The following is a 23,338-nucleotide window of genomic DNA, read 5'->3' as shown; positions in this document are numbered from 1 at the left end:
GGCGTTTACCCTTACAACAGGCGTTTCGGAGGAAGTGCCGGGTGCGACAATTTGCAAAGGGGGCTGCGGCATGGTCGCACTCATTCGTACTGTCGCGTATCTGGGGCTCGAGGCGCGCGGGGTCGAAGTTCAATGTCAGGTTGCACCGGGCCTGCCGCGTTTCTCTATCGTGGGTCTTCCCGATAAAGCGGTAAGCGAAAGCCGCGAGAGGGTGCAGGCAGCGCTCTCTGCCATGGGTCTGGCGATGCCGCCAAAGCGGATCACCGTTAACTTATCACCCGCAGACCTTCCCAAAGATGGCTCGCACTATGACTTGCCGATCGCGCTTGCACTGCTTGCCGCGATGGGTGTGACCGATGCCGAACAGTTGAACGATTGGATCGCGGTCGGGGAATTGTCGCTCGATGGGCGCATAGTGGCATCGCCCGGCGTTTTGATCGCAGCGCTGTATGCAAGCGGCGAGGAGACGGGGCTTATCTGTCCTGCAACCCAAGGGTCCGAGGCGCGTTGGGCAAGCGGTGTGCCGGTTCTGGCCCCGCGCGATTTGGGGAGCCTGCTTGACCACCTAAAAGGTGACGCTGTTCTAGACGAACCGCCCCGGGGCGAGGTGGATGATCCCGTTGCATCCACCGACCTTAAACAGGTGAAAGGGCAGGAAACGGTCAAGCGCGCCTTGGAAATCGCGGCGGCTGGCGGGCATAATCTCCTGATGTCAGGGCCGCCGGGATCGGGCAAAAGCATGCTTGCATCCTGTCTTCCAGGGATTTTGCCAGAGCTGACGCCGAGCGAGGCATTGGAGGTATCCATGGTGCAATCGGTCGCGGGCACTTTGGAAGCAGGCCGGATCAGCCGCGCAAGACCATTCCGCGCGCCGCACCATTCGGCCAGCATGGCAGCATTGACCGGCGGTGGGCTAAAGGTGCGTCCCGGCGAAATCAGCCTTGCGCATCTGGGTGTGCTGTTCCTTGATGAACTGCCCGAGTTTCAGCGGCCTGTGCTCGACTCGCTGAGACAACCGCTCGAGACGGGTCAGGTCGATGTGGCGCGGGCCAATGCGCATGTGACCTTCCCTGCGCGCGTGCAGCTGATCGCGGCGATGAACCCGTGCAGATGCGGTTATGCGGGCGATCCGATGCAGAACTGCAATCGCTACCCGCGGTGTATGGGCGATTATCAGGCGCGATTGTCGGGCCCCCTGCTCGACCGGATTGACCTGCATGTTGATGTGGCCGCGGTCAGCGCGGTGGACCTCACCTTGCCCCCACCAGCCGAAGGAAGCGCCGAGGTCGCCGCCCGTGTTGCCGCCGCAAGAACACGGGCGGGCACACGCGGGGTGCGCTCCAATGCGGAACTCGAAGGGGACGCATTGGAAACCCATGCAAGCCCCGATGACGAAGGCCGTGCATTGCTGATGAGAGCGGCGGAAAAGCTGCGATTGTCGGCGCGCAGCTACACCCGCGTCCTGCGCGTTGCGCGCACAATTGCGGACCTCGCCGACGCGCAAACTGTGGGCCGCCCACATATCGCGGAAGCCTTATCCTACCGACAAAAGATGCGAGCCCCTTGATAAGCCTGAAATTTCTCGCCTACACGCATTTCCTATGAGCGCGTTTGATCCCGAGTGGCTGATTTATCCGGCAGCAGCCCTGCTTCTGGTTGGCTATGCCATCCGCGACGAGCTTCGCCTGCGGCTGCTCATCGTCATCTCGACCTTCGTTTATATTGCCTATTACTTTGCCATTCCCGCTGGCCCTTTATGGGGGGCAATCATCACAAGCGCCCTGATGCTGAGCGTGAATTTCTGGGTTCTGGGACAGATCATCCTAGAACGCACGACGCTGCGTATGACCGATGATGAAAAACGCCTGTTCGAGGCTTTCGATACGCTCACCCCTGGACAGTTCCGGCGCATTGCAGCGATCGCCAACTGGCGGCAGGCGGACGATCCATCGGGGACTATTCTGACACAGGAAGATGAGCCCTCTGACGCGCTTTTCTATGTATTCGATGGAGTTATCAGCGTTGAAAAGCGCGAGCGCCAGTTCCGCTTGCCCGAAGGCAATTTTGTGGGCGAGGTGGCGTTTGTCCTCAACCGGCGCACGACCGCAACCACGGTTGCACCACAGGGCGTGCGATATGTGGAGTGGGATTGCGATCAATTGCGCCGTTTGGGGCGCAGGCACGAGGCTTTGCGCATTTCCCTGAACGCATTGCTGACCCGCGACCTCGCCAAGAAACTCACCAGCAGTTACCAGCCGGATGATGCAATGCCGGCCACACAGGCAAGTATCGAGCTGCTGGAAGAGGCGCAGAGCTAAGGCGGGTTACCGAGCGCCGAGCTCGCGCAAAACCGTCAAGAACTCGGGGCCCCATGTGTCGAGCTTCTTCTCGCCCACACCCTGAAGCTCCCCGATCTCGCGCAAGGTTTGCGGGACGAAGGCGGCCATCGCGCGAAGCACGCTGTCATGAAAGATGATGTAGGCGGGCACGCCGTGCTCTTTGGCAAGCTCGCTGCGCTTTGCGCGCAGGGCATCAAACAAGGGATCGCCCACAGGATTGGGAATAGCGCCGCTGCTTTTCTCACCGCGTCCGCGCTTGGATTTGGGCGGCTCTGCGATCATCACAGCTCGATCACCTTTGAGGACGTCGCGTGCTTCTTGCCCAAGGGCGAGACCACCGTGCTCTGTGGTCACCAGCATTTCGTGCGCGGTGAGATACCGCATGACCGGTTTTAGCAAAGGGGCCTCGGACGCGCCCACAATCCCGAAAACGGAAAGCTTGTCATGACGCCGCTCGATCACGCGCGGGTCATCACGGCCCAGCAGCACCCGCTCGATATGGCCCATGCCAAAGCTTTGCCCTGTGCGGTAGACGGCAGAGAGCAGCTTTTGCGCAAGCTCGGTCACATCCAGCACTTGCGGCGGATCCAGACAGCGGTCGCAATTGCCACAAGGTTCGGGAAGATCATCGCCAAAATGCTTGAGCAACAGCTTGCGCCGACACTGAGCACTTTCGACCAGTCCTGCGAGCGCATTCAGCCGCGCGCGCTCGCTCGGCATGCGCGTTTCATCGACATCGCTAAGCCATTGGCGCGCTTTGGCAAAATCGCTCGGCGCCCAGAACATATGCGCTGCTGCCGGATCGCCATCACGTCCGGCGCGACCTGTTTCCTGATAGTACGCCTCGATCGACTTGGGCAGACCGGCATGGATGACAAAGCGCACATCGGGTTTGTCGATCCCCATGCCAAAGGCGATTGTGGCAACCATCACCATGTCTTCAGAAGCCACGAATTCCGCCTGCGTTGCGGCGCGTTGTTCCGGCGGCAACCCTGCGTGATAGGCACGCACCGGCCGTCCGGTGGAAGCAAGTTTTGCGGCCAAGTCCTCTGTGCCCTTGCGACTGGTCGCATAGACGATGCCAGCGCCGGGCGTTCTGGTGATCACATCGGCGATCTGCTTTGCCTGATTGGCGCGCGGAGCAATGGAATAACGGATGTTGGGCCTATCAAAGCCTGCTTTGATGAGGCCTTCGGGCGCAATGCCCAACTGCTTGAGAATGTCTTCGCGCGTTACCTCATCAGCCGTCGCGGTCAGAGCCAGCCGCGGCACATCGCCAAACCGGTCCAGCATTTCGCGCAAGGTACGATAATCGGGGCGGAAATCGTGCCCCCATTCCGACACGCAGTGCGCTTCATCAATGGCGAACAGCCCAATCTGGGCTTGCGATAAAAGCGCCTGAAACCCCGATGTGTTTGCCCGCTCTGGCGCAACGTAAAGGAGGTCCAACTCACCAGAGCGCAGGGCCTGCACCGTTTCGGCCTGATCTGCATCAACCGATGTCAAAGAGGCGGCGCGAATGCCAACCGCGCGTGCGGACCGGATCTGATCATGCATCAAGGCGATCAGCGGGGAGACAACAATCGCCGTTCCATCGCGCACAAGTGCAGGGATTTGATAACAGAGCGATTTGCCCGCCCCTGTCGGCATCAGCGCCAAGGTGTGTTCGCCGCCCAAAATGCGCGCGATCACACGCTCCTGCATCCCCCGAAAACCATCAAACCCAAAGGTCCGGCGCAGGACATCGTAAACGTCGCCCGAAAGGGACGCATCCGTAGTGTCGGGGATTTCGGGCACGGGGGTCGCGGTCAAAGCGGCAGAGTCCAAGATCGGGGCGGAAGAAGGAGCCCCTTCGCTAGATCACACCGGCGTCAGCCGCCAGACAAGCGCGCTGCTAAGTCCGCAGATTTCTCGCGATGCTTTGAATTGAGGCCCGCAAAAGCGGTGCCTTGCCTATTTATTTGCGGACAGCCCGCTTCACGGTGGAGAGATCAACAACGTCGCCATCGCCGATTTCGCCCGCAGGCGTTGCGATAGTGCCATCCGCCCGCCTTCCGATATCGGCGCGGCGGATCATGTTGAGGCCCATATGATCCAGCACGCGGCCATCGTGCGACAGCATCGAAACCGGACCAATAGGCAGTCGATCAAGCTCGTCCACCAAAACCGGATCTTCGAGCACAGGCTCATGGGCGTATTTTTGGCCCCACTGGCGAAGAGCAATCATCGCAGGCAGCAGGTCAAAGCCTTTTGGTGTCAGGCGATATTCGATCTTGCGGCGGTCATCGGCGCACGGCTCGCGCTTCAGAATGCCGTGTTCAACCAGCTTTGCGAGACGGTTCGACAGAATGTTTCGTGCGATCCCGAGTTCGCTCAAAAATTCTTCAAAATGGTGCAACCCGTTGAAGCTCGCCCGCAGGATCATAAACGCCCAGCGTTCGCCCATCACTTCAAGTGCTTGCGGCAGGCCGCAGTCAATAAGCTCGCGCAGTGGTTCTCTAATTTCGCCCATAATCAGTCCTTCTCCTGCAACCTTTCTAACCGACCTTTGCAAAATCACAAAATCGGCCTGCGAAAAATGTCCCTGACGCGGCTGTCACAGGACAATTCAAGAGGCAGGAAAGAAATATAAGTTTTTAGTTGCAACCTGAAACCTAATCACATAGGTAGTGATACGCAACTGGTTTCGATTCGAAACTGTGCATCGCAACATGATGACCAATTAGGCACCATCAGAAGGAATGCAAGATGACCCTCTCTCTCCCCCGCGCCGAGCGCATCGCAGTCTTTGCCTCGGCTCTCGTTTACACCGCTCTCACCTTTGGCGCTGCCACCGCGCCTGCCCCGGCTCTGGCAGACAATGGCCCGTATTACACCGCTCAGCTGGCCCAGCCTGCTGAAGATGACCGCGTTGTTGCAGGCGGCGTTGCCTGGGCGTGTCAGGGCACGACCTGTGTCGCTAATAAAGGCTCGTCGCGTGCATCGCGCATCTGCCGCGGTCTCAAGCGCGAGATTGGCGAGATCGCCAGCTTCACTGCGAATGGCGAAGAGCTGACCGAAGAAAAGCTCGACCGCTGCAACGGCAAGTAAGGCGGCAAGCAAGAACGACAAACCTCTCCATCAGCGGGCTGCGCCTGTCCCCTCTAACCTAGAGGTGCGGCCCGTATCCCACCCGCCCGTATCTCCACACGGGTGAACCTGAAGTCCCCGGCAGCGCTCTTCCCCAACAGCGCGCCGGGGCTTTTTTATGCGCCGTCTAAAGAAGACCTGCGTTTGTCAGCTGCTGTTCGAGCGCGCTTGCATCGGTGAACAGATGCGCATCCCAACCGCGCTGCTTTGCTGCCTCGATATTGGCGGGATTGTCGTCGGTGAAGAAGAGGTCGGATCCGGTGCGCCCTGAACGCTCCTCAACGATTTCGTAGATACACGCCTCAGGCTTTGCGACTTTTTCTGTGCCGGAGACGATGATGTCGCCGAACAGGTCGAAGATCGGCTGTGTGGGCCGGAACCCCTCCCAAAACTCATGCCCGAAATTGGTCAGGCAAAAGAGCGGTACGCTGCGGTCATGAAGCCGTCTGACGAGTTCGCATGACCCTTCGACAGGGCCGGGGATGGTCTCGTTAAAACGCGTCTCATACGCTTTGATCTGCGCCTCATATTGCGGGAACTGTGCGATACGCTCGGGCACCATTTCGCCCAAAGGCCGGCCGCGATCATGCTGAAAGTGCCAATCCTCGGTCACGACATTGGCCAGGAACCAATCAAGCTCCGCCTCATCGTGGATGATCTGTTCAAACAGATTGCGCAATTGCCAATGGAACAGGACGCGCCCCACATCGAACACCACCGCTTTGTTCATTTGAGAACCCTTTTGTCCAACTCGTGCACGCTACAAAGAGAGACGGCCCGCTCTCCTGTAAGGAGGCGGGCCGCGTGTCTCTTTCAGTCACATCGCCGCGAGGAGGTTTTCCCCGCGCGCGAGGGCAATTAGCCCTGACGTGCTTTGAAACGACGGTTGGTTTTGTTGATCACATAAGTACGACCGCGGCGGCGGATTACGCGGCAATCGCGGTGACGGTTTTTCAGCGACTTAAGGCTGTTACGGATCTTCATGACATCTGTTCCAAATAATAAAGCGCGCTCGGCTTTAATCCGGCGCGCGGCAATTTCGTCAGGCGCACATATGGGGGGGCATCAGATTCGTCAACCAGAATCCTCTCGCTCTTTGGCCTTATTCGGCCCCCTTTTGCCCCTCTTCGCCACGCAATTGCGTCAACTTGCGCTCCCAGGCCAGCGCATGGGTGATGATCGTATCAAGATCATCGTGTTGCGGCTCCCATGGAAGGGTGGAGCGAATCAGTGTCGGGTCCGATATAAGCTGCGCCGGGTCGCCCGCCCTGCGCCCTTCGAGGCGGCGCTTGATCGGGGTGTTCGTCACACGGTCCACTGCATCCAGAACCTCGAGCACGGAAAACCCGCGCCCGTATCCGCAATTCATGGTGAGCGAGCGCGTAGGCTCGGCCATCAACGCCTCGAGCGCGTGAACATGGGCGGAAGCCAAGTCGCTTACGTGGATATAATCGCGCACTCCGGTGCCATCGGGCGTGTCGAAATCGGTGCCGAAAACGCCGACATGCTCGCGCTTGCCCAATGCCGCTTCCAAAGCGACCTTGATAAGATGCGTGGCACCTGCGGTTGATTGTCCGGTGCGCGCCTGAGGGTCGGCGCCTGCCACGTTGAAATAGCGCAGCGCACAAAAGTTGAGTGTCTCCGCCGCCGCAATATCGCCCAGCATCTGCTCGGTCATCAGCTTGGACCAACCGTACGGATTGATCGGCAATTGCGGCGTATCCTCGCGCACGGCCTCCACCTCTGGCACGCCGTAAGTCGCCGCCGTCGAAGAGAAAATGAAATGGGGCACGCCCGCCTTTACCGCAGCTTCCAGAAGCGCGCGGCTTTTCGCGGTGTTGTTGTGATAGTATTTGAGCGGGTTCTCCACGCTTTCCGGCACCACGATCGAGCCTGCAAAGTGCATGATCGCACCCACACCCTGCTCTTCGAAAATGCGCGCCAAAAGCTCCGCATCCTCGATATCGCCTTCGTAAAAGGCAACCTCGTCGGGGATCGCAAAGCGGAAGCCCGTCGTCAGATTGTCGATCACCGCCACCGGCCAGCCATTGTCAAGCAAGGCCAGAACCGCATGGCTCCCGATATATCCCGCCCCGCCTGTGACAAGGACAGTCGGTTTCGCTAGAGTGGTGTTTGATGTTGCGGGTGTGTTCATGGTGGCGCTGTTACTAACAATTCACTTTGAAGTCGTGAATGAAAAGAAGAGGGAAGCGATGAAAGATACGATTTTACAGATCGGGAAGGCCATTCCCGCGATTGCGCTTGGCCTCTCGTTAACCGCTTGCGTCGGCACCGCCTATTCCGGCCCGGTCGAAGTGACCCGCTTTATCAGCGAGGATCGCGCCAATCTTGGCCAAGGCCCCATCGCCATCACCTTCCCTGAAGAAATGAGCAACGAGCGCGCGAGGCAAGCTTTCTATGATGCGGTCGCGGCCGAGCTTGTCGGGCTTGGCTATGCAATCGCGCTCAATGATGCACCCGGAATGCAAACCGCACGTGTCACCACCAGCCGCAGCCCTCTTGCACCAGCCTCCTCGCGCGGCCCCGTGAGCGTGGGGGTTGGGGGCCAAACCGGCGGCTTTGGCAGCGGGCTTGGCGTTGGCATCGGCATCGACCTTGGCGGCAACACCAGCCGTCCCAATGCCCTTTCCGAGCTTTCCGTCAGAATCTCGGATGCAGGCGGCAACAGCCTGTGGGAAGGCCGCGCGCAGCAGGCCATCTCGATCAATTCGCCTTACGCAGAAGTGGAAGCAAGCGCAGCAGCCTTGGCGGCGGCCTTGTTCAAGGACTTCCCCGGTGGCAATGGCGAGACCGTCACCATCGATCTCGACGACCTTCAGGAACAAGAATGACCCAAATCGCCATTGATGCAGCTTTTGACAGCGGCAATATCGAAGTGCTCTCCATCGACGGTGCAAATGCGCGCCTCGCCATCAAAAAAGACCACATGTCGCAGTTTGCGCAGTGGTTCCACTTCCGCGTGAGCGGGGCCGAGGGCGAAGAGATCACCCTCAAAATCACCGGCCTCAATGAAAGCGCCTATCCCGGCGGTTGGCCGGGATACGATGCATGCGTTTCGGAAGACCGCGAATATTGGGCCCGCACCCCCAGCCATTTTGACAAGGACGAAGAGGGCGGCACGCTCACCATTTCCTATACGCCTGCATCCGGCGTCACCTATTTCGCCTATTTCGCCCCCTATTCGATGGAACGGCACCATGATCTGATCGCAGAGGCCGCCTCTTGCGAGGGGGTGGACCTGATCCGCCTCACCACCACGCTTGACGGGCAGCCATTGGACATGCTGCAAATGGGCGCGGGGGACAAACAGGTCTGGCTCTATGCCCGCCAGCATCCGGGCGAAACGCAGGCCGAATGGTGGATGGAAGGGGCATTGGAATGCCTGACCGATCCGTCCGATCCCGTGGCGCGCAGCCTTTTGAAGCGGTGCCGTTTCCACATTGTGCCCAATTGCAATCCCGACGGTTCGCGCAGAGGCCATTTGCGCACCAACGCGGTTGGCACGAACCTCAACCGCGAATGGGAAACGCCCACAGCCGAAAAATCGCCAGAGGTCCTCGCCATCCGCAACAAGATGGACGAGACCGGCGTCGATTTTGCCATAGACGTCCACGGCGATGAGGCGATCCCGGCGGTTTTTCTTGCCGGTTTTGAAGGCATTCCTTCATGGACCGATGAACTTGGCGAGCGATTCTATCGATACGAACGCATCCTTGATCGGCGCACGCCTGATTTCCAGACCGAGCTTGGCTATCCCAAGGCATGGGCAGGCAAGGCCAATCTCACCATCTCCACCAATCAGGTGGCGGAGCGGTTTGGCGCCTGCGCCATGACGCTGGAAATGCCGTATAAGGACCTGGCCGATTTTCCAGAGCCCGAGCAAGGGTGGTCACCCGAACGCTGCAAAATGCTGGGGCGTGAATGTCTGGCAGCATTGCTGGAATGGCTTGAGACCGAGTAGCGCATTTTGGCTGACATGATTTTACAAGGGTAAAATCCGCCATTCATGCGCAAACTGTGATAAAACCTCTCACAACACGGGTTCGTTCGGGAGGGAATATCATGTCAGTATCAGCAAATCGCCGCGGATTTATCTTTGGGGCAGGAGCCTTAGGCGCTGCCACCCTGATCTCTTCCCCACTCCATGCTCAGAGCCTCGGCGACCTTCTCGGGCGCGGTGGTGGTGGCGGGCTTGGTCTTTCTTCCCTGCTTGGAAAAGCCACCGATAGCGCGCTTGATAAGCTGGCTGTGCCCGGCGCGTTTTATGGCGACGAAGACGTGCGTATTGGCCTTCCGGGCCTTGGTGGCGGAGGTGGCGGTGGCATCTTTGGCTCCATCCTCAGCGGTGCGGGCCGTTTGGGCATTCTCGATGGCATCACTCGCGAGATCAACGATGCCGCGGGCGTGGCGGCGGGCGAGGCGAAACCCATTTTCCGCGAGGCCATCGACGATCTTTCCTTCAGCGATGCACCCGGCATTATTCGCGAGAACGATGGCGGCACCCAGTATCTTCGCAGTTCCTCCAACGACCGGCTGCATTCGCGCCTTGAACCCCTGGTCGACAGCGCCTTGGACCGCGCCGGAGTGTACAAGACCTTTGACGGGCTTGCCGACAAACACTCCTTTATCCGGCGCGTTGGCCTCAACCGCGAGAGCATCAATCGCTCTGTCACCGATCAAGGGCTGGATGGTATCTTCTCTTACATCGGCACAGAAGAGCGCGCCTTTCGCAAGAACCCGCTCGGCGGATTGCTAGGAAACTAGAGCGGATTGTCAAAAGCCGTTCAGGCCAGATGATCGGGCCCGAACGCATGGGGCAAAAGTTGTGAGAGCGTGACCTCGCGCACCTCGTCATTGCCAACGCAATAAATGACCGGATCGGTTCCCCCCAACCCTGCAATTTCGTTGAGGGTCTGGCGACAGCGGCCACACGGCGTAATCGGCGCGCCGTCGCCTTTGTCCCTGGGTCCCACAACCGCGACCGCCGTCAAACCGCCGCGCCGCCCTTCGCCAAAGGCACGCGCTACGGCGACAGTTTCTGCGCACAGGGTCAGGCCATAGCTCGCGTTTTCGACATTGGTGCCAGTGATGATCGCGCCATCCTCGAACAAAAGCGCTGCCCCGACCTGATAGTTGGAATAGGGCGCATAAGCCTCTTTGGCCGCCGCATGAGCCGCCTCGATCAGGCCGTCTTTGTGATTGCTCATCCCGATATTCATCGCTGTACCACCATCCATTCAATCGGCGCTTCGGACGCTTCGCTCACATACTGGCTGTTCGCGCTCCACAAAAGCCAGGGCCGCCCGGCATAATCAGGCCGCGCCCGATCACGTTCGAGCCATAGGTCACGCTCTATCATGCGCGCAATATTGTGGCGCAGTTCAAAGTCGCGGCCCAGTCGCAGGATCACCGGCTTGCCTGAATGCATCTCGATCTGGTTGATTAGGGTCATAAGCTCGCTTTCAACCGCAGCGTCGCTAACCACAGGCTGGCAAGCGGAAGCCAGACGCTTGAGAGAAATCGCAGGGGGCAAAAGCGTGCCATCACGCGGCACCATACGCGTGAAATAGGACGATTGCTCATCAGCGCGAAGGCATGGGTCAAACGGCGTTGAAATGCCGACTTTAAGACCGGCCCCCCGCGCCTTTCTCAAACGTGCCGCAAATCCGGGATCAGGGGCAAACGCCGCCTCTCCAAGCTCGAGATAGACAAAATCTGCACCGGTTGCCTTCAAGGTTTCAAAGCGGGTTTCGGGCGCTCTGCTTGCGATCACTGCGCCCTGTTCGGGGTACAATTCGGCATCAGGGCGCCACCCGCGCATGTCCCACCAGAACCACGCCGCAAAACTGATCGCGACCAGCACCAGGAGCGCAGCGCCCCGGAAAATCCATATGCCAAGCCCGGCCTTTTTCTTGCGTGCGCGTGCCACTCACTCAACCCTTGATATGGAGCACACAAATCAGCGTGAACAACCGCCGCGCTGTGGCAAAATCGGTTTCGACCTTGCCCTCAAGCCGCTCAACCAAAAGCTCAGCTGCATTGTTGTGAAGTCCGCGCCGCGCCATGTCGATGGTTTCGATCTCGGCAGGCGTCGCTTTGCGAATGGCCTGATAATAGCTGTCACAAATGGCGAAATATTCCCGGATCGGACGGCGGAAACGGGCAAGGCCGATAACAAGTGTTTCAAGAACGGTCTCACCCTCATCCGACACTTCCATCGCCAAACGGCCATCGCGGACCGCAAGCTTCAACCGGTAGGGGCCCTTTGCCCCGCGCTCGGAACTGCGAACAGGTTTGAAGGTGTTTTCCTCGATCAGATCGTAAATCGCCACTCGCCGTTCCTGCTCGACATCAGCATTACGCCACAGAATCGTCTCTTCATCCAGAGAGATATGCGCAATGCGATGATTCCCCGCACCGTGGCGCGGCGGTATATTCGCTGAATCGGGAGGCAAATCTGACATAACCAATCTCGCCTTCGCAGATGCAAGTGCCACACTTCAAGCACAACTATCGCCAATCCCCGCTATCCACAGGCAGGCGACGTAAAATTGACCAGGCTTGGCCTTGCCCAATCCCGGCCTCGCGCGCATTGAGAGCCCATGGCTGAACCCACCCCTCTCTCGCTCGTTGACAATGAAACTGTTGGTGGTCGCAAACTGCCTTCCAACCTCGAGGCCGAAGCTGCCTTTCTGGGTGCAGTGCTGATCGACAACCGGGTGATCGAGGAACTGCAGACCCCGATCCGGCCTGACCATTTCTTCGAGCCTCTGCACGAGCGTATCTACGAGCGTATCCTCGCTCTTATCGAGCGCAATGCGACCGCATCGCCGGTAACACTTCGCCCGCATTTCGAAGCGGACGAGGCGTTGAAAGAGCTTGGCGGGCCAAAATATCTGGCACAGCTTACCGCCAATGGCGCGGGGCTTTTGGCACCGCGCGAGCTGGCACAGCAAATCTATGATCTTGCGCTGCTGCGTGAACTTGTCAGCGTTGGCCGGGGCCTTGTCGAAGGCGCGCTTGATACGTCGGAAGATACCAGCCCCGTTGACCGGATCGCGCAGGCCGAGGCCGACCTTTACCGTGTCGCAGAAGGCGCAGCGACAGGCAAAGAGGCCGAAAGCTTCCGCGATGCAGCGCTAACCGCAATCAAGATGGTCGAAGCGGCCATGAATTCAGGCGGCGGCCTTTCGGGCAAGACTTCCGGCCTTTCCACACTCGACCAGAAAACCGCTGGCCTGCACGATTCGGATCTTATCATCCTTGCGGGGCGCCCGGGCATGGGCAAAACCTCGCTTGCAACCAACATCGCCTTCAACTGCGCTGAAGAATATCTCAGATGGCAAACCGATGGCGGCGATCACTGTTACGGCGCGCCGACCGCCTTCTTCAGCCTCGAGATGAGCGCTGACCAGCTTGCAACGCGTATTCTGGCCGAACAATCCGAGGTGTCATCCGAAGCTTTGCGCTCGGGTACTCTGGACCGGAACGATTTTCAGAAACTCAGCTTTGCGAGCCAGCGCTTGGCGGAACTGCCGCTGTTTATCGACGACACGCCGGGCCTGACCATCGGCGCTTTGCGGACAAGGGCGCGCAGGCTTAAGCGGCGGCACAACATTGGCCTTATCGTCATCGACTATCTTCAGCTCCTCCAAGGGTCGGGCAGAGCGAACGATAATCGTGTAAACGAAATCTCGGAGATCAGCCGCGGCCTCAAAACCCTCGCAAAAGAACTGAGCGTTCCGGTTATCGCCCTCTCGCAGCTCAGCCGTGCGGTGGAACAGCGCGATGACAAACGGCCGATGCTCTCGGATCTGAGGGAATCGGGTTCGATCGAGCAGGACGCCGATATGGTCTGGTTCATCTACCGCGAAGACTATTATCTCGAGGCGGTGCGTCCAGACCTGCCCAACCCGGACGGTTCAAGCTCCCCTGACGTACAAGAGAAATACAGCCAGTGGGAGGCGAATTACCTCGAGAAAAAGAACAAGGCGACCCTGATCGTGTCGAAACAGCGGCACGGTTCAACCGGCAACGTGCCGCTGCACTTCCAAAGCGAGATCACCAAATTCACCTCGCCCAATACCCGCGATTATTCGAGCTGGGGCATGGAAGAGTAGGCATTCTACTTTGGCAAAGGCACCGAGCGTGCAACGCGATAATCGGCAATGCTCAACCAATGGAAAAAGCGCCAACGCAAACGGATGAGAAAGCTCGCGTTGCTGGCATACCAGTCTCGATCAATGGGAATGCTTGCGCTTTCCAGATGCCCGACCAACTCGCGCAGCCGATCCGCCAAGGCTTGATCCTTTATTCGGACCATTAGCTCGACATTGATGCGGATTGATCGGCGATCAAGATTGGCGCTTCCAAAATAGCTCTGATCGTCAACAAGAAGGAGCTTCATGTGCAGCTTGGACGGCTGAAACTCGAAGATCGACGCGCCCGATTGAATGAGGCGTTTGTAGTACAGGCGTGCTGCATCAATCGAGCCATCAAGATCTGACTTGCCGGCGGCAATCATTCTGACATTGCCGCGGTTTGCCACCCTTGCCATCGCGCGGCGGAAGCTACCGGGTGGTCCGAAATAGGCTGTTACCATATCGAGTTGGCTGGCTTGGACCAGATCCTGCTTGAAACGGTAAGACCAATGCGATCGTCGAACCAGCGGGCCACCCATGAGGAGTTGGACATCGCCAGAGCCAGGATCCCAATCGCGGATCAATCTGCGAATGCGGCGAAATTGGGATCCGGTGCTTTTGATCCATTGGCTCAAGAGTGAAAACCATTCGGCAAATCGCTCGGCGACCTCTCCCTCAATCGCCATACCAAGGTCGCACCACCCATTTTCGGTGGGTGGATTGTAGTATTGATCGGATATATTCGCGCCGCCGGTCATTACACGCGACCCATCAGCAATCGCGAACTTTTGATGGTTGCGGACCAGATAACGGACGTTCCAATTCGCCGAGAAAACGGAAAATTGCCCACCCGCTTCAACCAATGGCGCGAAAAAGTCGTCAGGAGCATCGCTTCCGAAAGCGTCAATCATCAAAGATACCGCAACTCCGCGATGGGCGGCTTGGACCAGCGCGTTGCGAACCTTTTGCCCGGCGCCATCGTCCTGAAACTCGTAATAAAAAATCTCAAGGCTTCGCTGCGCACATTCAATATGGTCGAGCAAAGCCGCCAGCCGGTCTGACCCGGACGGATAGAAGGTAAAAACATGGTTGGCAGCCTCTATTTGGAAGCTGTCACTGTCTTTGTAATCGCTGGTAGCAGTCTCTTCGGGATCAGGGGCAGTTTCATTGGTCACACAAGCGGCCATGCACAAGAGCTTGCCCTTATGCAAATTCTTGACTCTTGCTCCCCTCAACCTTAACTGCTGCGCTCAACTTCCGAAAATTTTGAATTTGAGAGGCCCCATAGATGGCACGCGTTACCGTTGAAGATTGCGTCGATAAGGTTCCAAACCGCTTCGACCTCGTCCTGCTCGCAGCACAGCGTGCCCGCGAAATCTCGGGCGGCAGCGAACTGACACTTGATCGCGACCGCGACAAGAACCCGGTTGTGGCTCTGCGCGAAATCGCTGAACAAACGATCAAACCCAAAGAACTCAAAGAAGCTCTGGTCACCGGCCTTCAGAAGATTCTTCCTGATGACGAAGATGACGCCGATGAAATCGGTTCACTGAGCCAGTCGGCAGAAGCCCTGCGGATCACCGCAAGCGCTCCGACACGCTCGACTTCGATTGGTGCAGATTACGACGGCTAAGGCCCTCATCCACCAAACAATCTTCGAGAAGGCCGCCAGATTGGCGGCCTTTTTGTTTGCACCAGATCGAGACACCAAACCATGAGTGCGGTGACATCAATATGACAGAAAGCCAGTATCCTTGTGTTATATCCGGTGAAGGTTACCTGATTTGGGGTAATCAGGGCACCACACAGCAAGGGTTGAGCGGATGGCTTCCATAGCGGTTTACAGTGTCAAAGGCGGGGTCGGAAAGACGACGTTTGCGGTGAACCTTGCATGGTGCGCGGCAAGCATTTCGCGGCGCGAGACGCTGTTATGGGATCTGGATGCATCCAACGGCTCAGGCTTTCTTCTGGGCGTAGACCCCAAGAAAAAGCGTAGTGCGACAAGCGTTTTCGATCTCGACCGGGCGCCGGAGAAACTGATCCGCAAGACCGGTTATTCCAACCTGCATTTGCTTCCCGCCGATGAGAGCATTCGTTCGCTGGACCGGCAATTCGCCGGCATCGGGAAGAAAAAACGCCTTGCAAAGATCGTCGCCGGGCTTCGCAAGGATTACGAACGGGTGATCTTTGACTGCCCGCCAGTGCTGAACGAAGTGAGTGCGCAGGTTATGCGCGCTGCCGATCTGGTCATTGTTCCCCTTCCGCCCTCACCGCTTTCCACCCGCGCGTTCGAGCAGGTGGTCGAAGAGGTAAGAGGGTCCGGCAAAAGCCACCCGCCTATTCTGCCGGTGATGTCGATGATCGACATGCGGCGCAACCTGCACAAGGAAGCCCGCACCGCCAATCCAAAGTGGCCTGCCGTGCCGCTAGCCAGCGCGATCGAACAATGTGCGGTCGAGAGAAAGCCCGTGGGCGACTTTGCGCCCCGCTCGCCAGCCGCGCGTGCCTTTGCCCAGCTTTGGACAGCGATAGAACGCAAGCTTGCCAAAGGGTAAGAGAGCACGCCGACCTTCCTATCCGTCGCATTCCTGCCTCACTCGCCTTTGGCAAACCGCCAGCAATGCCTATAGTGCCTCGCTATGCAGACAGGGGTGCATTGAATGAGCGACATAGCCGAAGGTCTTGGCGGAGTTATGGAAGGGGCGCTGGCCGGACGCGCTGTTGAACCTGCGGATGGCGACAAGCGAGATGAGCGCGCGCAGTACACCGCTCAGGAATGTGCCAATTGCGGGGCAAGTGTGACCACCGCCTATTGCCCTGATTGCGGCCAGAAGCGCCAGGTCCACCGGTCCCTCGCAGCGATCGGGCATGATCTTATTCATGGCGTACTGCATCTGGATGGCAAGTTCTGGAAAACGCTTCCGCTTCTGGTTTTCAAGCCGGGCAAATTGACGCGCCGCTACATTGACGGGGAACGCGCCAAATTCGTCAGCCCCATGGCCATGTTCCTGTTCAGCGTGTTTGCCATGTTCGCCGTGTTTCAGATGGTCGGCCTTTCTACGCCCACCCAAGTCGAGGTGCCCGATGCAGCAGAGATTGTGCGCAACCAAGGCACTGCCGAGGCCGCCAAAATTCGCGAGCAGATCGCCGATTTGCCCGAAGACGACCCCAAGCGCGAAGAGCTTGCTGCCGACCTTGCCATCATCGAAGGGTTCCTCGAAAAAGAAGCGCGCGGCGAACTGACTTCGCGCGAGGTCGTCGAAGAGATACAAAAAGCATCGCAGGAAGAGGCCCCGCCCGGCACGTCAGAGGTGATGGACGAGATCACGGGTGCGCTCTTTGCCGAGGATACCGATGTCGAAATCAATGTCACAGGCGTTGAGGAGATTGACCAGGGCATCTTGCAGAAATGGCGCGATAATCCGGGGCTCATGCTTTATAAATTGCAGGCCAATGCCTACAAATTCAGCTGGCTCTTGATCCCGCTGTCGATCCCCTTTGTGTGGTTGATCTTTGCGTGGAAACGCCGGTTCAAAGCGTACGATCACGCGATTTTTGTGACCTATTCGCTGAGCTTCATGTCGCTGCTCTTCATCGCAGCCTCGCTGGTCGGGGTGGCGGGGGCTGGTCCTCTGTTCATTGTCTTGCCGTTGCTGATCATTCCGCCGCTCCATATCTACAAGCAGCTTCGCCACGCTTATGAGCTAAGCCGTTTTTCAGCGCTGTGGCGATTGTTCGTCATGAGCATATTCATCTGGGTTATTGTTGCCCTTTTTGCGCAGGCGCTGCTGCTGCTCGGTGCATTCTGAACAAAGAAAAACGGGCGCCAGATGCTCTCCGACGCCCGTTTGAATTGTTGTCAGCCCGTGGCTTTTACGCCCCTTGCGGAGCCTCACCACCCGAACCGCCAAAGCGTTTGCCGGCTTTGGGAACTGCGGAGCCCTGAACAGGTTTCACCGCGGTTGGGCCCTTGGGCTCATCAGGACGGTCGATCTTGCCGTCTTTCATCAGCTGGTCGATTTCCTCACCGGTGAGCGTCTCATATTCGAGCAGAGCTTGGGCAAGCAGGTGAAGCTTATCCTCTTGCTCCCTGAGAATTTCCTCGGCACGTTTGAGGCCGCCCTCGACCAATTCCTTGATCTCGGCATCGATCAGCTTGTTTGTCTCTGCGCCCCGCATAAGACGCGAGGTCTGGCCCATCCCGAGATAGCCTTCCTGGCTTTCCTCGAACTGGAGCGGGCCGAGCTTGTCGGACATGCCCCACTGGGTGACCATGTTCCGCGCAAGGCTGGTCGCGTACTGGATATCGCCAGATGCACCGCTTGAGACCTTGTCATAGCCGAAGATGATGTCTTCAGCCACGCGGCCGCCCATCGCAACCGCGAGGTTCGCGTGCATTTTGTCGCGGTGGTAGGAGTAGCTGTCGCGTTCAGGCAAACGCATCACCATACCCAGCGCACGGCCACGCGGAATGATGGTTGCCTTGTGGATCGGGTCGGATGCCGGCTCATTCAAGGAGACAAGCGCGTGGCCTGCCTCGTGATAAGCGGTCATCTTTTTCTCGTCCTCGGTCATGACCATGGAACGGCGTTCTGCGCCCATCATGACCTTGTCTTTGGCGTCCTCAAACTCTTGCATCGCGACAAGACGCTTGTTCCGGCGAGCAGCCAGAAGAGCCGCCTCGTTCACAAGGTTGGCAAGGTCCGCACCCGAGAAGCCCGGCGTACCACGTGCAATCGTGCGCGGGTTCACGTCAGGTGCAAGAGGCACCTTCTTCATGTGAACGCCAAGGATCTTCTCGCGGCCTTCGATGTCGGGGATTGGCACCACAACCTGGCGGTCAAAACGGCCCGGACGAAGCAGCGCAGGGTCAAGCACATCGGGACGGTTGGTCGCAGCGATAATGATAATGCCTTCGTTCGCTTCAAAGCCGTCCATTTCGACCAGAAGCTGGTTGAGCGTCTGCTCGCGTTCGTCGTTCGAGTTACCAAGGCCATGACCACGCGAGCGGCCAACAGCGTCGATCTCGTCGATGAAGACGATGCACGGGCTGCTTTTCTTGGCTTGTTCGAACATGTCGCGCACACGGCTTGCACCAACGCCCACGAACATTTCAACAAAGTCAGAACCGGAGATCGTGAAGAAAGGTACGCCAGCTTCGCCAGCGATCGCGCGGGCAAGCAGGGTTTTACCGGTACCGGGCGAACCGACCAGCAACGCGCCTTTCGGAATTTGTCCGCCAAGTTTGGAGAAGCGTGTCGGGTCTTTCAAAAACTCGACGATCTCTTCCAGTTCTTCGCGCGCTTCATCAATGCCGGCAACGTCATCAAATGTGACGCGGCCCTGACGTTCGGTGAGCATTTTGGCTTTCGATTTGCCAAAGCCCATCGCGCCGCCGCCGCCGCCTTTTTGCACCTGACGAAGGGCAAAGAATGCAATGCCGAGAATGAGGATGAACGGAAGCGCCTGGATCAGGATGACCAGCAGCAAGCTTGTTTGCTCAGGCGCCTTACCGGTGAACTTTACATCATTCTCTTCGAGAAGGGTCGCGATCTGCGTGTCGCTCGCCACTGGAACGGTGCTGAAGCTGTCGCCATTGGTGAGCGTGCCGGTGATCAGGTCTTCACCAAGCGCTACCTCTTTGACGCTGCCAGCCGCAACCTGGTCGCGGAATTCGGAATAGGCGATCTGTTCGCCCACCGGTTGCCCGCCGCCATTGAACATCGAGACAACCAGCAGAAGCGCCATAAATATGCCGCCCCAGATCATCAGCTGTTTCACCCAGGGGTTCTGACCCTCGGGTGGCTGTTCGTTTGGATCGTTTTGGTCGTTCATTCGCATCGATTCCTTGTTTAGGCATTCAATGTAGGACGGGTCCGATGAATCGCAAGCAAATGCGTACTCGGTCCAAGGCCTGAAAAATTCGCACACTCAGATGCAGAATTTCGATTATTGGACCCTATCGCTGACGCCATAGGCCTTAAGAAATACGGATACCGCCCCGGAAATACGCGTTTTATTCTCTTTGGCAGACGGCACCGAGCCAAAACGGCGCTCCAGATCGCCCATGCCTTTTGCCATGGAAACAAACTGTTCTGCCGCCAGATCGGTGTCCTCAATCGTCAGTTCACCGCGCTCGCACGCATGGGCAAGCCACGCGCTGAAAGATGCTTTCATTCGCCATGGGCCTGTTTCCAGAAACGCCTGACCCACGGCTGGCTCATGCTCGGTTTCTGCCGCGATCCGGCGTTCGAACTGGATCATTTCCGGGCGCGAGAGGAATTCAAACATTGCCTGGGCAATCACGGTCAGGCGCTCTTCGATAGGTCCGCTGGGCATTTCATCCATCGTGAAATATCCGCGCATCTTCTCGCATTCGCGTTCGACAGAGGCCGTGAAAAGCCCGCGCTTGTCGCCAAAGTGATTGTAGATTGTGACCTTGGACACGCCTGCATCAGAGGCGACTTGCTCAATCGAGGTTGCAGCAAATCCGTCCTGCATGAAACGGTCAGACGCAGCAGCGATGATCGCATGGCGTTTTGCCTCGTCAGAAGGCCTTCCGACTTTGCGTTTTTCAGAGGGTGCTGCTGGAATATTCAATTTTTCTGGAACCTGTCGCAATTTGGCTTGTTGACAAAATGAACGCTCGCGTTCAATTAAACGGTGTCGTTCAATAATAGCGATTCCCTCTGTGTCCGCAAGCCTCATTGTTTGAGGCGCAAGTCTATTGAAAGTGCAGCCCCCATGCTCTGGATAGCGATCCGAATGCTCACTGGAGATGCTCAAAAGTTCTACGGGCTTTTGTTTGGCATCGCCTTTTCGACGCTGCTCATCACCCAGCAATTGACGATTTTCGTCAATCTGATCGAACGCGGGGCGAGCGGCGTTTACAATGCGCCCGAGGCCGAGATCTGGGTCATGGACCCGGTCAGCCGGACCACAGAAGTCAATTACGCCATGCCGTCCACCGCCCTCGACGAGGTGCGCGCAGTGCAGGGCGTCGAATGGGCTGTCCCCCATCTTCGCGCACCTGCATCGGTTCGTTCGAGCACTGGCGATCTGGAAGGCGTGCAGATTGTCGGAGTTGACGATGCGACCTTGATCGGCCTGCCCGAGCGCCTGCTCGAAGCGAACAAGTCGATCCTTTCGCAGCCTGACACTGTCCTGATCGATGATGTTGGCATCACCAATTTGTTCGAAAGCGGTGAAGACCCGATTGGTCAGCGCCTTGAGCTGAATGATCAACGCGCCATCATCCGCGGGGTCGCCGATGCAATCCCGAGCTTTACAAGTCAGGTGACACTCTACACCAAATATTCGCAGGCGCTCAATTACGTGCCGGGAACGCGCAACCGTTTGACCTTCGTCCTGGCCGGGGTGGCCGATGGTGAAACCGCCGATGCTGTCGCGCAAAGGATCGAGGAGCAGACCGGGCTCAAAGCCGAAACCCGCGAACAATTCGCGCAAGCCGGTGTCGACTTTATCATCGAGAACACAGGTATTCCTTTGAACTTCGGCATCACGGTAGCGCTCGGTTTTATCGTCGGGGTAGCCATCGTGGGCCTTACCTTCAGCCTGTTCATTAGGGACAACATCAAGCAATTCGGCGCTCTCAAAGCGATTGGTGTGACCAATCGGAAGATCGCAGGCATGGTTGTTTCGCAGGCCACTATGGTCGGCTCCATCGGCTATGCGCTGGGGGTGATCGGCACTGTGTTTTTCATCCAGGGCTTCTCTGGCAACCCGACCTTCAAAGGGTTTTACATCCCGTGGCAGGTTCCATTTGTGAGCCTGGTCGCGGTGATCATCATCCTCGCCCTGACCGGCTGGATTTCGCTCAGAAGCGTGATGAAAACCGAACCGGCTGCGGTGTTCCGGTGAGGAGGAAAGCACAATGACACAGCCTCGCAACCAGATCATGGACACCAAAGAAATCGGCGGATGCTCCCCCGAGGCGGCAATTTGCGCGCGCGGTATCACACGTGACTTCAAGGCCGGACAGTCAACCATCAGGGTGCTTCACGGCATTGATACGGACATCCGTCCCGGCGAAATGACCTTTGTCGTCGGGGAGAGCGGGTCAGGCAAAACCACGCTGATCTCGATCATGTGCGGTATTCTCTGGCCAACCGATGGCGAGGTGAAGGTTTTCGGGACCGATATTTACAAGCTCTCTGACACAGAACTCGTCAATTTCCGCCTCGAGAACATCGGTTTTATTTTCCAGCAATACAACCTCATCCCCTCAATCGATGCAGCGGCGAATGCTGCTGTTCCACTGATCGCCAAAGGCATGGGGGTGCAGGAAGCGCGAGCCAAAGCCAAAGAGCTGCTCGAAAAGCTCAATATCGGTGACCAGGCGGAGAAGCTTCCCAACCAGCTTTCCGGTGGCCAGCAACAGCGCGTCGCGATTGCGCGCGCCTTGGTGCATGAACCGCGCCTTGTTGTGTGTGACGAGCCGACCGCTGCGCTTGACGCAAGTTCAGGTCGCCGAGTGATGGACCTGCTTCGCGAAGTGGCGGTCTCCCATGACCGCGCATGCATTATCGTCACCCACGACAATAGAATTTTCGACCTCGCTGACCGTATCCTTGTCCTGGAAGACGGCCTCGTCACGCACGACGGGACCGACATGCCGGACGGGCATTAAAGCGGGTTATTCAACCACCCTCTTCCCCACCCTCCCCGAACCCACCCCGAACCCACGAGACACATCATGGCCCTTCTTCCCTCCAACATCAGTTTCTCACGGCAAGTCTTGCCGGTGCTCGCTCTCATCGGGATCGTTTGCGCCGTGCTCTATATCGCGGTGGGGCTGCCAGACCGCTCGATTGCAGCGCCTGCAAACGAACCGCCAAAGGCGACCGGCGAACTGGCGAACAGTGCACGCGTGGCAGGGTCTGGCATTGTCGAACCGGCAAGTGAAGTGATCGATATCGGGTCCGCTTTATCGGGTCTTGTCACCGATGTCCGGGTGGCTCCGGGCGACCGCGTCGAAAAAGGCCAACCCTTGTTCCTCGTCGATGCGCGCTCTGCCCGTGCGCAATTGTCAGAAGCCAACGCGTCCATTCAGGAAGCGCGCGCAGCGATTGCCGAAGCGCAAACCGCTCGAAAAACGGCCGCTGATCAGCTGGCGCTCTATGCCAGCCTCTCCGATCCAGCCGCCGTCAGCCGCTCGGAAGTCATCCGGGTCGAGGGCGAAGCTCAGGCTGCGAAAAGCCGCCTTGCGGTGGCCCGTGCGCGTTTGAATGCAGCGCAAGCGAGGGCAAGCAGCGTTCGAACCGAGATCGAACGACTTGTGATTCGCGCGCCGATCTCTGGCGAAATTCTCGCCGTAAACGTGCGTCCGGGCGAATTTGTTGCAACGCAAGGCGGCGGCAACAGCTCGCCCTTCATGCAAATGGGCGAAACCAATCCCTTGCACATCCGCGTCGACATTGATGAAAACGAAGCGGCGCGCGTTAAGGTCGGCGCTCCTGCCATCGTTTCCCCGCGCGGCGCAGCTGACACCCGTGTCGAGGCGGCCTTTGTCAGAGTAGAGCCGCAAGTGGTGCCCAAACGCTCTCTCACCAACAGCGCGGCTGAACGTGTTGATGTGCGCGTGCTCCAGATCATTTACGCCCTGCCCCAGGACAAAGCGAGCGATGCCTTTCGTGTCGGCCAACAAATCGACGCTTTCATTCCTGCCAAAGAGAAGGGGGAATAGAC

24 protein-coding genes are annotated in these 23,338 nt (G+C 58.1%); 13 read left to right on the top strand and 11 right to left on the bottom strand.

Annotated elements, in window-relative coordinates:
- The first annotated feature begins 70 nt into the window (after positions 1-70).
- Together AC0V6Q_RS13490 and AC0V6Q_RS13485 are read left to right on the top strand one after the other, a co-directional pair.
- Positions 71-1,567 (top strand): YifB family Mg chelatase-like AAA ATPase, encoded by a 1,497-nt coding sequence (locus AC0V6Q_RS13490; protein WP_486168895.1) that lies wholly within the window; start codon positions 71-73, stop codon positions 1,565-1,567.
- Positions 1,568-1,601: 34 nt separating this feature from the next.
- Positions 1,602-2,318 (top strand): Crp/Fnr family transcriptional regulator, encoded by a 717-nt coding sequence (locus tag AC0V6Q_RS13485; protein ID WP_486168894.1) that lies wholly within the window; start codon positions 1,602-1,604, stop codon positions 2,316-2,318.
- Between the two features lie 6 nt (positions 2,319-2,324).
- Here the strand turns inward: AC0V6Q_RS13485 and recQ are convergent, their stop codons facing one another.
- Complete coding sequence (gene recQ, locus AC0V6Q_RS13480) at positions 2,325-4,151, bottom strand: DNA helicase RecQ (protein WP_486168893.1); 1,827 nt, start codon at positions 4,149-4,151, stop codon at positions 2,325-2,327.
- Between the two features lie 145 nt (positions 4,152-4,296).
- Positions 4,297-4,851 carry a winged helix-turn-helix transcriptional regulator gene (locus tag AC0V6Q_RS13475; RefSeq protein WP_486168892.1) on the bottom strand — a complete coding sequence of 185 codons (555 nt, stop codon included), beginning with the start codon at positions 4,849-4,851 and terminating at the stop codon, positions 4,297-4,299.
- Between the two features lie 236 nt (positions 4,852-5,087).
- Here AC0V6Q_RS13475 and AC0V6Q_RS13470 point away from each other — a divergent pair, with 236 nt between their 5' ends.
- Positions 5,088-5,429 (top strand): CC_3452 family protein, encoded by a 342-nt coding sequence (locus tag AC0V6Q_RS13470; protein ID WP_486168891.1) that lies wholly within the window; start codon positions 5,088-5,090, stop codon positions 5,427-5,429.
- Between the two features lie 166 nt (positions 5,430-5,595).
- Here the strand turns inward: AC0V6Q_RS13470 and AC0V6Q_RS13465 are convergent, their stop codons facing one another.
- The 3 genes from AC0V6Q_RS13465 to galE all read right to left on the bottom strand — a co-directional run bounded on the left by AC0V6Q_RS13465 (position 5,596) and on the right by galE (position 7,623).
- A complete protein-coding gene (locus AC0V6Q_RS13465) occupies positions 5,596-6,198 on the bottom strand; it encodes an HAD-IA family hydrolase (RefSeq protein ID WP_486168890.1) in 603 nt (200 codons plus the stop codon).
- A gap of 128 nt (positions 6,199-6,326) precedes the next feature.
- Entirely contained in the window at positions 6,327-6,452 is a 126-nt protein-coding gene (ykgO, locus tag AC0V6Q_RS13460; protein WP_007165381.1) for a type B 50S ribosomal protein L36, read from the bottom strand.
- A 118-nt stretch (positions 6,453-6,570) separates the two neighbouring features.
- The gene (gene galE, locus AC0V6Q_RS13455) at positions 6,571-7,623 is read right to left on the bottom strand and encodes a UDP-glucose 4-epimerase GalE (protein ID WP_486168889.1); all 1,053 of its coding nucleotides are present in this window, start codon (positions 7,621-7,623) and stop codon (positions 6,571-6,573) included.
- A 58-nt stretch (positions 7,624-7,681) separates the two neighbouring features.
- On the opposite strand from galE, the gene AC0V6Q_RS13450 reads away from it, so the two are divergent.
- The 3 genes from AC0V6Q_RS13450 to AC0V6Q_RS13440 all read left to right on the top strand — a co-directional run bounded on the left by AC0V6Q_RS13450 (position 7,682) and on the right by AC0V6Q_RS13440 (position 10,253).
- Positions 7,682-8,320, top strand: coding sequence for a hypothetical protein (locus AC0V6Q_RS13450; protein WP_486168888.1), 639 nt, complete (start codon positions 7,682-7,684; stop codon positions 8,318-8,320).
- A complete protein-coding gene (locus AC0V6Q_RS13445) occupies positions 8,317-9,450 on the top strand; it encodes a M14 family metallopeptidase (protein WP_486168887.1) in 1,134 nt (377 codons plus the stop codon). The genes AC0V6Q_RS13450 and AC0V6Q_RS13445 overlap by 4 nt, the downstream gene beginning before the upstream one ends.
- Before the next feature lie 101 nt (positions 9,451-9,551).
- Complete coding sequence (locus tag AC0V6Q_RS13440) at positions 9,552-10,253, top strand: DUF4197 domain-containing protein (protein WP_486168886.1); 702 nt, start codon at positions 9,552-9,554, stop codon at positions 10,251-10,253.
- 20 nt (positions 10,254-10,273) lie between these two features.
- Here the strand turns inward: AC0V6Q_RS13440 and AC0V6Q_RS13435 are convergent, their stop codons facing one another.
- From AC0V6Q_RS13435 to AC0V6Q_RS13425, 3 genes are read right to left on the bottom strand one after another with little or no spacing between them, the layout of a single operon-like run.
- Positions 10,274-10,726, bottom strand: a complete 453-nt coding sequence (locus AC0V6Q_RS13435; RefSeq protein WP_486168885.1) for a cytidine deaminase — start codon at positions 10,724-10,726, stop codon at positions 10,274-10,276.
- The gene (locus tag AC0V6Q_RS13430; protein ID WP_486168884.1) at positions 10,705-11,418 is read right to left on the bottom strand and encodes a glycoside hydrolase family 25 protein; all 714 of its coding nucleotides are present in this window, start codon (positions 11,416-11,418) and stop codon (positions 10,705-10,707) included. Before AC0V6Q_RS13430 ends, AC0V6Q_RS13435 begins: the two co-directional genes overlap by 22 nt.
- Positions 11,419-11,422: 4 nt before the next feature.
- Positions 11,423-11,953 carry a UPF0262 family protein gene (locus tag AC0V6Q_RS13425; RefSeq protein ID WP_486168883.1) on the bottom strand — a complete coding sequence of 177 codons (531 nt, stop codon included), beginning with the start codon at positions 11,951-11,953 and terminating at the stop codon, positions 11,423-11,425.
- A 138-nt stretch (positions 11,954-12,091) separates the two neighbouring features.
- Here AC0V6Q_RS13425 and AC0V6Q_RS13420 point away from each other — a divergent pair, with 138 nt between their 5' ends.
- A complete protein-coding gene (locus AC0V6Q_RS13420) occupies positions 12,092-13,609 on the top strand; it encodes a replicative DNA helicase (protein ID WP_486168882.1) in 1,518 nt (505 codons plus the stop codon).
- Between the two features lie 5 nt (positions 13,610-13,614).
- On the opposite strand, the gene AC0V6Q_RS13415 is transcribed toward AC0V6Q_RS13420, so the two are convergent.
- Positions 13,615-14,805, bottom strand: a complete 1,191-nt coding sequence (locus tag AC0V6Q_RS13415) for a phospholipase D-like domain-containing protein (RefSeq protein ID WP_486168881.1) — start codon at positions 14,803-14,805, stop codon at positions 13,615-13,617.
- Positions 14,806-14,918: 113 nt separating this feature from the next.
- Here AC0V6Q_RS13415 and rpoZ point away from each other — a divergent pair, with 113 nt between their 5' ends.
- The 3 genes from rpoZ (at position 14,919) to AC0V6Q_RS13400 (ending at position 17,439) form a co-directional block, all read left to right on the top strand.
- The gene (gene rpoZ / locus AC0V6Q_RS13410; protein WP_486168880.1) at positions 14,919-15,263 is read left to right on the top strand and encodes a DNA-directed RNA polymerase subunit omega; all 345 of its coding nucleotides are present in this window, start codon (positions 14,919-14,921) and stop codon (positions 15,261-15,263) included.
- A gap of 190 nt (positions 15,264-15,453) precedes the next feature.
- Positions 15,454-16,185 (top strand): ParA family protein, encoded by a 732-nt coding sequence (locus AC0V6Q_RS13405; RefSeq protein ID WP_486168879.1) that lies wholly within the window; start codon positions 15,454-15,456, stop codon positions 16,183-16,185.
- Between the two features lie 105 nt (positions 16,186-16,290).
- Positions 16,291-17,439 carry a DUF3667 domain-containing protein gene (locus AC0V6Q_RS13400; RefSeq protein ID WP_486168878.1) on the top strand — a complete coding sequence of 383 codons (1,149 nt, stop codon included), beginning with the start codon at positions 16,291-16,293 and terminating at the stop codon, positions 17,437-17,439.
- Between the two features lie 64 nt (positions 17,440-17,503).
- On the opposite strand, the gene ftsH is transcribed toward AC0V6Q_RS13400, so the two are convergent.
- Together ftsH and AC0V6Q_RS13390 are read right to left on the bottom strand one after the other, a co-directional pair.
- Entirely contained in the window at positions 17,504-19,465 is a 1,962-nt protein-coding gene (gene ftsH / locus AC0V6Q_RS13395) for an ATP-dependent zinc metalloprotease FtsH (protein WP_486168877.1), read from the bottom strand.
- A 114-nt stretch (positions 19,466-19,579) separates the two neighbouring features.
- Positions 19,580-20,230: a TetR/AcrR family transcriptional regulator gene (locus AC0V6Q_RS13390; protein WP_486168876.1), complete on the bottom strand. Its 651-nt coding sequence runs from the start codon at positions 20,228-20,230 to the stop codon at positions 19,580-19,582.
- Positions 20,231-20,395: 165 nt separating this feature from the next.
- Between AC0V6Q_RS13390 and AC0V6Q_RS13385 the strand changes: the two genes are divergently transcribed.
- From AC0V6Q_RS13385 to AC0V6Q_RS13375, 3 genes are all read left to right on the top strand, one after another.
- Positions 20,396-21,511 carry an ABC transporter permease gene (locus AC0V6Q_RS13385; protein WP_486168875.1) on the top strand — a complete coding sequence of 372 codons (1,116 nt, stop codon included), beginning with the start codon at positions 20,396-20,398 and terminating at the stop codon, positions 21,509-21,511.
- A gap of 13 nt (positions 21,512-21,524) precedes the next feature.
- Positions 21,525-22,280: an ABC transporter ATP-binding protein gene (locus tag AC0V6Q_RS13380; protein ID WP_486168874.1), complete on the top strand. Its 756-nt coding sequence runs from the start codon at positions 21,525-21,527 to the stop codon at positions 22,278-22,280.
- Positions 22,281-22,346: 66 nt separating this feature from the next.
- The gene (locus AC0V6Q_RS13375) at positions 22,347-23,336 is read left to right on the top strand and encodes an efflux RND transporter periplasmic adaptor subunit (protein ID WP_486168873.1); all 990 of its coding nucleotides are present in this window, start codon (positions 22,347-22,349) and stop codon (positions 23,334-23,336) included.
- Positions 23,337-23,338 lie beyond the last annotated feature (2 nt).

The organism is Erythrobacter sp. S227, from assembly GCF_057364925.1.
Note: the sequence above shows the minus strand (reverse complement) of the source record. Positions and strands in the feature narration are given on the sequence as shown.